11 protein-coding genes and 1 tRNA gene are annotated in these 9,651 nt (G+C 41.7%); 4 read left to right on the top strand and 8 right to left on the bottom strand.

The genetic code is table 11. The features are described from left to right. Positions 1-39: 39 nt before the first annotated feature. Both C727_RS0101100 and C727_RS0101095 read left to right on the top strand, forming a co-directional pair. Positions 40-126 (top strand) — tRNA-Leu (locus C727_RS0101100). 160 nt (positions 127-286) lie between these two features. Beyond that, positions 287-1,207: a sensor domain-containing diguanylate cyclase gene (locus C727_RS0101095; RefSeq protein WP_017443772.1), complete on the top strand. Its 921-nt coding sequence runs from the start codon at positions 287-289 to the stop codon at positions 1,205-1,207. 1 nt (position 1,208) lies between these two features. On the opposite strand, the gene C727_RS0101090 is transcribed toward C727_RS0101095, so the two are convergent. From C727_RS0101090 to C727_RS0101075, 4 genes are all read right to left on the bottom strand, one after another. Next, positions 1,209-2,084: a spermidine synthase gene (locus C727_RS0101090; RefSeq protein ID WP_017443771.1), complete on the bottom strand. Its 876-nt coding sequence runs from the start codon at positions 2,082-2,084 to the stop codon at positions 1,209-1,211. Then, the gene (locus C727_RS0101085) at positions 2,077-2,694 is read right to left on the bottom strand and encodes a fused MFS/spermidine synthase (RefSeq protein WP_017443770.1); all 618 of its coding nucleotides are present in this window, start codon (positions 2,692-2,694) and stop codon (positions 2,077-2,079) included. Before C727_RS0101085 ends, C727_RS0101090 begins: the two co-directional genes overlap by 8 nt. A 68-nt stretch (positions 2,695-2,762) precedes the next feature. Beyond that, the gene (locus tag C727_RS17755) at positions 2,763-2,963 is read right to left on the bottom strand and encodes a hypothetical protein (protein WP_017443769.1); all 201 of its coding nucleotides are present in this window, start codon (positions 2,961-2,963) and stop codon (positions 2,763-2,765) included. Positions 2,964-3,041: 78 nt separating this feature from the next. After that, a complete protein-coding gene (locus C727_RS0101075) occupies positions 3,042-4,589 on the bottom strand; it encodes a hypothetical protein (RefSeq protein WP_017443768.1) in 1,548 nt (515 codons plus the stop codon). A 126-nt stretch (positions 4,590-4,715) separates the two neighbouring features. On the opposite strand from C727_RS0101075, the gene C727_RS0101070 reads away from it, so the two are divergent. Next, positions 4,716-5,639 carry a Dyp-type peroxidase gene (locus C727_RS0101070; RefSeq protein WP_017443767.1) on the top strand — a complete coding sequence of 308 codons (924 nt, stop codon included), beginning with the start codon at positions 4,716-4,718 and terminating at the stop codon, positions 5,637-5,639. Here C727_RS0101070 and C727_RS0101065 read toward each other — a convergent pair. Genes C727_RS0101065 through coaBC form a run of 4 tightly spaced genes read right to left on the bottom strand, consistent with a single transcriptional unit; the run spans position 5,611 to position 8,804 of the window. Further along, the gene (locus tag C727_RS0101065; RefSeq protein WP_081579153.1) at positions 5,611-6,597 is read right to left on the bottom strand and encodes a WD40 repeat domain-containing protein; all 987 of its coding nucleotides are present in this window, start codon (positions 6,595-6,597) and stop codon (positions 5,611-5,613) included. The two genes, C727_RS0101070 and C727_RS0101065, sit on opposite strands and share 29 nt — an antisense overlap. Beyond that, positions 6,558-7,148, bottom strand: a complete 591-nt coding sequence (gene slmA, locus C727_RS0101060; RefSeq protein ID WP_017443765.1) for a nucleoid occlusion factor SlmA — start codon at positions 7,146-7,148, stop codon at positions 6,558-6,560. The genes C727_RS0101065 and slmA overlap by 40 nt, the downstream gene beginning before the upstream one ends. Before the next feature lie 11 nt (positions 7,149-7,159). Then, complete coding sequence (gene dut, locus C727_RS0101055; protein ID WP_017443764.1) at positions 7,160-7,618, bottom strand: dUTP diphosphatase; 459 nt, start codon at positions 7,616-7,618, stop codon at positions 7,160-7,162. Continuing rightward, on the bottom strand, positions 7,587-8,804 hold the full coding sequence (gene coaBC / locus C727_RS0101050) for a bifunctional phosphopantothenoylcysteine decarboxylase/phosphopantothenate--cysteine ligase CoaBC (RefSeq protein WP_017443763.1): 1,218 nt from the start codon (positions 8,802-8,804) through the stop codon (positions 7,587-7,589). Before coaBC ends, dut begins: the two co-directional genes overlap by 32 nt. A gap of 99 nt (positions 8,805-8,903) precedes the next feature. On the opposite strand from coaBC, the gene radC reads away from it, so the two are divergent. After that, positions 8,904-9,578: a RadC family protein gene (radC, locus tag C727_RS0101045; protein ID WP_017443762.1), complete on the top strand. Its 675-nt coding sequence runs from the start codon at positions 8,904-8,906 to the stop codon at positions 9,576-9,578. Positions 9,579-9,651: the final 73 nt, after the last annotated feature.

Genomic DNA, 9,651 nt, shown 5'->3' with positions numbered 1-9,651 from the left:
TGACACTAAAGTTAACTCTCATTATAGTACGCGCCACTTGCCCAGGTGGTGAAATTGGTAGACACGCTAGCTTCAGGTGCTAGTGACCTCACGGTCGTGGCGGTTCAAGTCCGCCCCTGGGCACCACTTATCCCGGATCATCCTAAAATTTTCTTTTCTCATTATTTCTTCTATCTTTATAAAGCTATTTGCAAACAAATTGTATATTTAAGTTAATCTCAGCAGGCCTTTATGTTGTTGTCTGCTCGAAAGACCTCAGGGTCAACTTTCGAGAAGGAAACCAACAGTGCAATTACAAAATAAAGAAGCCTTTTTTCAGCACATTATCGATGCCATTCCAGAACATATTGCTGTCATAAACAAGCAGGGCGAGATCATTTTTGTTAACCAAAAATGGCGGGGTAGTCAGCATTGTATTGAAAAAAACGACGATGACCTTTGGTTGGGTCAAAATTATATTGAGGTCTGTAAAAAAGCGGCAGAAGCAGGTGATACTTATGCAAAATTAGCTGTTAAAGGTATCTTGCGGGTCGTTGCCGAGCAGCAGCAACAATTTTATTTTGAATACCCGTGTGCGCACGAAGAAGTCACTCAATGGTTTATGATGCGAATTGGTCCACTAGATATGGGAGAAAAAACTTATTATGTGATCACCCATCAGGATATTACTGAGCGGCGTTTGGCAGAAGACAAGATTGCGTGTTTAGCCCGCCAAGATGGTTTAACTAAATTAGCAAATCGACATGCGTTTGATGAGTTTGTATTACGTGAGTGGCGCCGCTGTATGCGAGCTAAACTACCTATTACGCTCGCTCTGATAGACTTAGATTTTTTTAAACAACTTAATGATAATTACGGTCATGCAGCGGGAGACGAGGCGCTTAAAAAAACTGCCTTGGTATTAAAAAAGTTTGTTAACAGGGCGGGTGATTTAGCCTCTAGGTACGGCGGTGAAGAGTTTGTTTTAATATGGTCTGAAACCCATGCGTGCCATGGCATATTATTGGCTAAGTTAATTTGCAAAGAAATCGAGCGCTTAAAAATTACTAATACAGGATCTCTCATCAGCGATTTTTTAACCGCTAGTATTGGCATAGCTTCGTGTATCCCAGACCCAACGCTGAATTGCGAAGAGTTGCTGCAAGCGGCCGATAAAAACCTTTATATCGCAAAAGGTCACGGCCGCAATCGAGTTCATCCAAGCTAATCTATTTTAGTAAATTAGCAGGTGAGTATTCGTCTGTTAAAATTTGGGTATCTGTCTGCCAGTCAACCTTGTCATCAATGTGCGTAAATACCTGCTTTAGGTCAACATCGTATTTTTGCAAATGCTCAAGAAGAGGAGCTGGAGCTGTTTTGACAGAAAATTTAAACGGAGCACAATTGCATGCAAATAACACTCGGTTGCCGCGGGTTGGTGCTCTATAGGTCCATAGTTTATTAAATACAGCAGCGTAGGTATTAGATTCATAATCGTACAGATCACTTGTGCTAAACGTATTCGCAGATACAATGCCGTTTTTATTCAACAGCTGTTTAACCTCGCTCAAAAATTCATATGTCATCATATGCTCAGGAATATAATCTCCGTTAAACGCATCAAGAATAATCCAATCAAACGTTTCTTTTTTTAATAGAGCACGTTTAACAAATACTCGGCCATCTTGGATGACACTGGTGACTTGTTTGTTTTCACGGTAATTAAAATAGTCTTTGGCCAGTTTAACAACGGCTGGATCTATATCGACGGAAACAATTTCACTATCAGGGGAAAGCTGATGAATAAGGTTAGATAATACGCCACCACCTAGGCCTAAAATAAGAACCCGGCTAGGTTTAGGTTGATGAGCAAGTGCAGCGAGTGTTCCATGGGCGTATTCAAAAACTAAACGTTGCGGTTTTTTAAGATCGATACAGGCTTGGTTAGTTGCTAATTTACGACGGGTTTCAAACTGCATACAGCGGATATTATCGCTTTCGTTTATCACAATATTGCGATAAATAGAACGCTCTTTATGAACCGTTTCTGCGGCACTGGCAAAAGAGACAAAACTCATCAGCATAATTAAAAGTTTTTTAAGCATATTCAGCCTCTTCGTTTTGTTTATATTTGAACGCACACAACAAGGCGGTCACCGCACAGAAGAGTAAAAGTCCAATAATTAAACATAAAATTTCGCTCACCGTTAGCCAAAGGACTAAATAAAACGACGTCATTATTGTGCCTAGTGCACTACCTAAGGTAGAAACAAAGTACAAAAAACCTGCAGTTTGACCGGATGCACGCGCTGATACGGTCAATAAACGTACTGAGTAAGGGGATATCATACCCAAAATAATACTGGGTACTAAAAATACACAAAGAGCGGCTAATAAAGATCCGTATCTAGGATCTTCAACTTTCAAAAACACCCATTCAAATATGGGTTGCGAAAAAAATAACGAAGGCAATAAGCTGACAGAGGCGGCAATAAAAATGCAGGCAAACTTTTTCAAATTTGGGGAATATACTGATAAACGTCCACCAAAAAGGTAACCAAGAGACAGAGCGAGCATAAAGACGGTAATGATGCTGCCCCAAACATAAACGCTGCTACCAAAATACGGGGCTAACATGCGACCACCGAGTAGCTCAAATGCCATAATGGAAAAACCTGCTAAAAAAGCAAGCAGGCTAATGGTAAGTTTTTGCATAGACATCCTTTTTTGAAGTTTTACACAAGATACAGATAACAGGATGTCATGGCAATGTTGCAACTGAGTTATTTAGACTTATCTATGCCGTGTTTTTTAATAAATTCGGCAGCATTCTGGATATCGCCAAACGCGCCAATTAGCATATTTTTACCATGTTCTTTTAATTTAGGATTATCTTGGTTCATTAATAACTGATACCAAGTTTTAACCAAAGGAACTGGAGGTGTATTGTTAGTTTTATTATTATTGTTAAATTTATTGTCCATTTAGCTAGCTTGCAAAAGTATAAGGTAATTTCATTGTACCTAAAAGCAGCAATCAGGATATCCTACCAGTACTATTTTTTATCGATATTTGACGTAGCGCCCATTTATTTTAAGAGATCCATCAGTGCGCCAAAATTGTGCTGAAGAAATTTGTAAATCCCACACCTCGGTTGCATCCCAGCTAAAGTGGTTACCAAACTTGAGCTCTAAAACTTGCGGTGATAAATAGGATAGTTTCCGGGTCTCGGCAAAATATAGATTGCTTTCTTGGCAAATAATGAGTTCACCGCTGCCAATAAACTGAAGTTGTCTGCGGGTAACCTGCTTGGCAATAGGTTCGTCTTCATCGAACGGTAATAACGAAGAAACTAACGCTTTTTCGATTTCGCCATTTTCTTCTTGAATAAAATATACGCCACTGCCGATTGGAAAACGCCCCAGGATTTTTTGTAAATTTTGGGTGTAATCTTTGCGATATTGATTAGCTTTCAATCCAGCTAAAAATATCTGGTTACAGGCATGGATTTGTTGGTAGTTATAATTTTCTTTGGTGGATAAAGCCACAGATGCAAACACCATGGGGAGTCGAAGCAAGTCACCCATAGGATCATTGGTAACCTGTAAACGCTGTAAAATATGTTGACTTAACTGGTACGACTGCAAATTATCTTTGTCATCCGGATTCAATTGCGTAAATGACGAAATATAAAATTGTGAGTGATTATAAATGGCGTCCAGTAGCTTTGCTCTTTGTTTATTAGGCAGTTTTTGATAGCTGTTTTCGCCAAACAAAGCTTTAGCTGCTGGGCTGTAGCGGCCAATAGAGTGAACTAAAGCGGCTCTTAATAAAGGTTTGAGTATTAGTTGATCATATTCATTGCGTATATCATCCGGCATGTATTGGCCACATTTAGCAGTGCGTAACGAATCGCTAAATGCACTTTTATGTGCAATTAAGCTGTAATCAATTGTCTCATCTTGGTGTTTAAAAATTTGCTCAGCCAAAGGCGCTAAATAACGGCACTTTAGTTGTTTGTTTCGTCTCAGGTGGTCAAACAATAATACACTTAACGCACCAATTAACAGGGGTTTGCTTTTTTCGTTTCGCAAACAGCGGTTTTTAGAGTCAGCTGACGGAGATGATAATATTAAGCTACCGATGAACTGATTGAAGCTATGCAAACCACTGAGCATGGATAGAACTTGCTCGCAAATCCGCTCTAACCGTTCGGCATTATCCATTTGCTGCTGGCGAATATTTTGCTGTAAATCGCTTTGCTGATGGTTTGTTTTATCTAATAAGTGATGTAGACGAACTAAATAACGACTAGAAGACTCTTGGTTTTTTATTTTTGGTAGTTTTCCATTTTTAGATTTATAGTCTTCTAAAAATTTAATTTGCTCTTTGTAAGCAGAAATTAGTTTTTGGTTTTTTTTCAGTGCCTTGCAATTATCGTCGTAAGTGATATAAAAAGCTTCAGCAGACTCGATTAGCCGACTATATTGATATTGAATAGTGGTAATTTTATTTGAGATGCTATTTGCATAAGTTTGGCTACTGGGCTGCCAGTCATTCAGTAAAATATTAGATTTAGTCGGGGCATTTTGGGGGCGTTTGAGTAACATTTTAAACGTTGGGTATTCCGATTACACAATAAAACAGCTTTTAGCTTTACAAGTTAATTAAAAATTTACACTTTCGCAATGAAAATCAGCTCGTTGAGCTATTTTTTGAATATAGGCAATTTTTATATGCAATTTCAACAAGGGCTCATCGCGCAAGCGAATTTACATGGAATGTTTTTGATGATGAATGCGGCTGAAGGCGCTGAAGGGCAACTTAGGCGGCAACTTCCACAAGTCGTAAACACTATAGCATTGTTGCGTGAGCAGTATTCTGAAGCTGAATTATCTGGGTTTGTCGCTGTTGGGCTGGGGTATTGGGATATCTTGTATCCTGGAACACGACCAGATTTTGTGGATTTATCGACCCTGGGGTTGGCAGATGAAGCGAAAGCAAAACTGCCAGATACACCCTTTGATCTGTTTGTTCAAATTAAGTCGGATCGATATGACATCAATCACATGCTGATTCAATCCATCCGTCAAATTTTAGATAAGAATGTATTTGTGGTAGAACAAATTAAAGGCTTTAGGTATCTGGATGGTCGTAATTTATTGGGTTTTCATTCACCTTATCGCAATATCAGTGGTAAATCTAGGCAGCAACTTGCGTTAGTGGATCATTTAAACCCAGATTATGTTGGTGGTAGTTACATTTTAATGCAAAGGTGTCGTTACCATATTGCTGAGTGGGAGCGCTTAACGCTCACACAGCAAGAGCGCATTTATGGCCTCCACAAAGCGGATGGAAGGGCATTGCCTGAAGCCAGTTACGAAGCGTCACATAGTGGGGTGCTAAATGGGACTCTGTACGGGGGCGGATCCCCTTTTTTTGTGAGCCATGATATGCCATTTGGCGGCATGCACTTTCAAGGAGAAATTAGTGTTGCCTGTGCGGCTGATTGTCAAGTGTTTGCGAACTGGCTTAAAAACCGATTCGGAGCGGGCGAGCAAGTTGCTGATCCCTTATTGGACTATGTTAAATTAGATGCAAGTGCGTTATTTTTTGCACCGCCAAGCCATTTTATGGCTGCGTGGGCAGAGCGAGTTTAATGGTTTGAATTTTACCTGAGCTGATGGCGACATACAGGGTTTGATCATCTGCCGAAAAAGCTAAATCTAACGCTGCAGCTGAAAAACTATCAGCCATAAACGCACTGGTAAAAATGAGCTCGCCTGTCTCCACCGCCCAGATTTTAATTTTTTGTCCCGGAGCACCTGTGGCGAGCCAGCGACCATTGTGCGAAAAAGTAACGGCTGAGAATATTTGTTGGCGTGCAAAATAGTTGAGCCGGCTCAGTGCCTCACCCGTCCTTAAATCCCATATTTGAGAATGGTTAGTGCTGTTTGCGGTAAAGGCATAACGGCCGAGGCGATCTAAGCTAATTTGGGTAATGCGTCCTTGCAGTGAAAAATCATACACAATTTGAGCATCTTGACTACGCCATAGGTAAGCCGAACCATCATAACTGCCACTTAAGATATAGTCACCGTTTGCAGAAATTGCGACGCGACTAATTCTCTCTGTATGTCCCAGAAAATACAGACGGCGGCCAGTTTTGGGTGTCACGACTAATAATTGCCCACTGAGCATACCTAATACTAACTGTTGGCCGGAATCGGCAACCGCACAGTCGGTAATTAAATCTTCTTCGATATTAAAATACGCCTGGTTGGCTCCGGTTTGCATATTCCAAAGTGCAAACTCATTATCAGTGGTCGTCAGCGCTGTTTGGTTGTTATCGCTAAGCGAAACACAATGCACCCTATTTTGATAGCCGGGTTTATGTGACCATAAAAATTTGTTGGTCGCCGAGCGGCGATCCCATAAAGTGACGCCTGTTTGGGTGCTCATCGCGGACAGTTCACCCATTGCCGATAAATCGCCAGCAAAAGCCCCGTCAGGGGTCTGTTTGACGATCGCTTCTGGCGCTGGCTGGCAAGCTAAAGTGGCCGCTGCCAAGAGACAGCTTAGGGTGTATCGAATATAGTTTGCTGGAGTAGTTTCCATTGTTTTGGCAACTTAGTCGATGGAAGATGGGTGAAGCGACTACGGACGTATTGGCGGATCTGCCCTTCGATCCAACTCGTGATCAAATTAGCCAAAATTTGCTCGTTTTCGGTTAATGATTTTCCTTCTCGCATTGGCCGTTCTCGCAATACTTGTTTGAACTGGGTTTCTAGCTTTTCAAAAATACTGTTAACCCGGGTGCGTAATCTTTCCTGCTCGCCTGTTAAGGCTTCACCACTTAATAAGCTACTGATACCCGGGTTTTTTTCAGCAAAAATTAGTACCAGTTGGGCAATTTTATAGCAGCGGCTAGCAGATTGTTTGTCTTCATCTAGAATGCGGTTGATTCGAACCAAAATGGTTTCTTCGACAAAATCCAATAACCCTTCAAACATCCGTGCTTTACTTGGGAAATGGCGATACAAAGCGGCTTCGGTTACACCCACGGCTTGCGCAAGACGAGCTGTGGTGATCCTTTGACCAGGTGCGCTTTCCAACATAGTGGCGAGTGCTTGCAGTATCTCTTGTTTACGATTGGTGTTTTTTTTCATTGTTATGCTTCTTATTGACGGCCTGAATGACCAAATCCACCTTCGCCTCTAACGCTTTGTTGAAAATCATCAACAAGTTCAAACTCAGCTTGAACGACGGGTACAAATACCAATTGTGCAATGCGTTCGCCCGGCTCGATAGTAAATTCAGTTTGACCGCGATTCCATACCGACACCATTAATTGTCCCTGATAATCTGAATCAATTAAGCCGACTAAATTGCCAAGTACTATGCCATGTTTATGGCCTAAACCAGAGCGTGGTAAAATCGTTGCTGCCAAATTGGGATCGGCAATATAAATTGCAAGTCCAGTGGGCAGCAGCTCGGTTTGCCCTGGTTTTAACCTGATGGGGGCATCTAAACAGGCGCGTAAATCCATTCCAGCAGATCCATCTGTGGCATAAGCCGGCAGTGGAAATTGATTGCCAATTCGGGGATCAAGAATTTTTAATTGAATGTTTTTTTTCATAATGTTGGTTAATTATTGTTAGTAGTTCATAAGATAGGTCTAATTTATCGGCGGCAGAAAAAGATTGTTGACCATCGTGCCATAATAAAGTGACCGCATTTTGGTTGCTATTAAAACCAATTGTGGGATCAGAAACATCATTTGCCACTATCATATCAAGATTTTTACTGTTGAGTTTGCCTCTTGCATAACTTTCTACGTGTTGCGTTTCGGCGGCAAAACCGACGCAGAAAGGGCGTTCTTTTTGTTTGGCTATGGTTGCTAAAATATCTGGGTTACGAGTAAATGTAAGCGTTAATTCGGCCTGTTGTTTTTTTATTTTCTGTTGCGCTGGTTGGCTGTATTGGTAATCAGCGACGGCTGCACAGGCAATAAATATATTATCGCCTGTTATATTTTGCTGGCAGGCGGCTAACATTTGTTCAGCACTTTCTACCATGATACGTTTAGCACCTTGCGGGCAAGGTAAATCACAAGGTCCAGACACAAGTGTCACCTGGGCACCATAAGCAAGTGCAGCTTGCGCTAAAGCATACCCCATTTTACCTGAACTATGGTTGCTTATATATCGCACCGGATCGAGTGGCTCGCGGGTGGGGCCAGCAGTGATCACCAGATGTTTGTTACGTAAGATTTGTGGGGCAAAAATTTGGGGTAATAACTGACAGATCTGTTCGGGCTCTAACATGCGACCCAAACCAACATCCCCACATGCCTGCTGACCGGTGGCTGGACCTAGAATGATTCGTTTATCTTCACGGATTAAGTTTAAATTTCTTTGCGTTGGTCGTGCAGCCCACATTTGCTGATTCATAGCCGGTGCAACGGCAATCGGGGCCTGGGTTGCGATACACAGGGTCGTTAACAGGTCATCGGCTAACCCATTCGCCAAGCGAGCGATAAAGTTGGCGCTGGCAGGTGCAATTAAAATTAAATCGGCCCATTTAGCCAGTTCAATATGACCCATAGCCGCTTCAGCTGACTCGTCTAACAAATCTAAGCTGACAGGGTTGCCAGATAATGCTTGAAAGGTTAACGGTGTAATAAAAGCTTGTGCGGACTCTGTCATTACGACCCTGACGTTAACGCCCAACTCAATAAGTTGGCGAGTTAAGATCGCACTTTTATAAGCGGCAATGCCCCCTGTGACACCGAGAATGATTTTTTTATTGGCTAAGATCTTCACTACCGTTGAAAAATTGCAGATTGCGATGGCTTAACTATACTCCTGATTAAAACAAATTGCATTTTTGATCTCATCTGTTGGCATAAAAAGGAAGCTTTGATGGCGATAAAAGATTGGCCTGAGCAAACTCGGCCACGCGAAAAGTTATTGACTGGCGGGGCTGCCTCGTTAAACGATGCTGAGCTGTTGGCGATTTTTTTACGAACGGGCGCAGCGGGTGTTAGTGCCGTTGAGCTAGCACAGCATTTGTTGGTTGAATTTGGCAGTTTACGTGCGTTAATGGCAGCTTCAAAAGAGGCCTTTATAAAGGGCAAAGGTTTAGGTGAAGCAAAGTTTTGCCAGCTCCAGGCTTGTTTAGAGATGAGTCGTCGCTATTTGGCTGAAGTTGTGCAAAAAGGACAAGCGTTAACTTCGGTTGAAGCGGTAAAAAGTTTTTTAAGTATTGAGTTGCGTGATTTACATAATGAAGTGTTTGCCTGTTTATTTTTAGACAACCAGCATAAGGTGATTTCATTTGATGTTTTATTTCATGGCACCATAGACGGAGCCTCTGTTTACCCAAGGGTTGTTGCCGAAGAAGCATTGAACAAACATGCAGCAGCGGTCATTTTTGCCCATAATCATCCGTCTGGTGTTGCCGAACCCAGCCAAGCAGACAAACAAATTACCAGTCGCTTAAAAGATGCTTTGGCATTATTTGATATTCGCGTGCTAGATCATTTTATCATTGGCGAAGGTCCTCCAATGTCGTTTGCTGAGCACGGATTGCTGTAAATTTCAGCAAATTTTACAAAATATATTGACTCAAACCCCTATCTCATGTATAAAATGCGCCCTCTTGAATCAG

It is taken from the genome of Gayadomonas joobiniege G7, from assembly GCF_000300815.1.
GTDB lineage: Bacteria > Pseudomonadota > Gammaproteobacteria > Enterobacterales > Alteromonadaceae > Catenovulum > Catenovulum joobiniege.
This window is presented reverse-complemented; position numbering and strand designations above follow the sequence as displayed.

What these genes read in the sequence shown, in the direction of transcription:
- radC (WP_017443762.1), top strand. Translation starts at nt 8,904, where the DNA reads ATGGCGATAAAAGATTGGCCTGAGCAAACTCGGCCACGCGAAAAGTTA.
- C727_RS0101070 (WP_017443767.1), top strand. Translation starts at nt 4,716, where the DNA reads ATGCAATTTCAACAAGGGCTCATCGCGCAAGCGAATTTACATGGAATG.
- C727_RS0101065 (WP_081579153.1), bottom strand. Translation starts at nt 6,597, where the DNA reads ATGGAAACTACTCCAGCAAACTATATTCGATACACCCTAAGCTGTCTC.
- C727_RS0101085 (WP_017443770.1), bottom strand. Translation starts at nt 2,694, where the DNA reads ATGCAAAAACTTACCATTAGCCTGCTTGCTTTTTTAGCAGGTTTTTCC.
- C727_RS17755 (WP_017443769.1), bottom strand. Translation starts at nt 2,963, where the DNA reads ATGGACAATAAATTTAACAATAATAATAAAACTAACAATACACCTCCA.
- C727_RS0101075 (WP_017443768.1), bottom strand. Translation starts at nt 4,589, where the DNA reads ATGTTACTCAAACGCCCCCAAAATGCCCCGACTAAATCTAATATTTTA.
- slmA (WP_017443765.1), bottom strand. Translation starts at nt 7,148, where the DNA reads ATGAAAAAAAACACCAATCGTAAACAAGAGATACTGCAAGCACTCGCC.
- C727_RS0101090 (WP_017443771.1), bottom strand. Translation starts at nt 2,084, where the DNA reads ATGCTTAAAAAACTTTTAATTATGCTGATGAGTTTTGTCTCTTTTGCC.
- dut (WP_017443764.1), bottom strand. Translation starts at nt 7,618, where the DNA reads ATGAAAAAAAACATTCAATTAAAAATTCTTGATCCCCGAATTGGCAAT.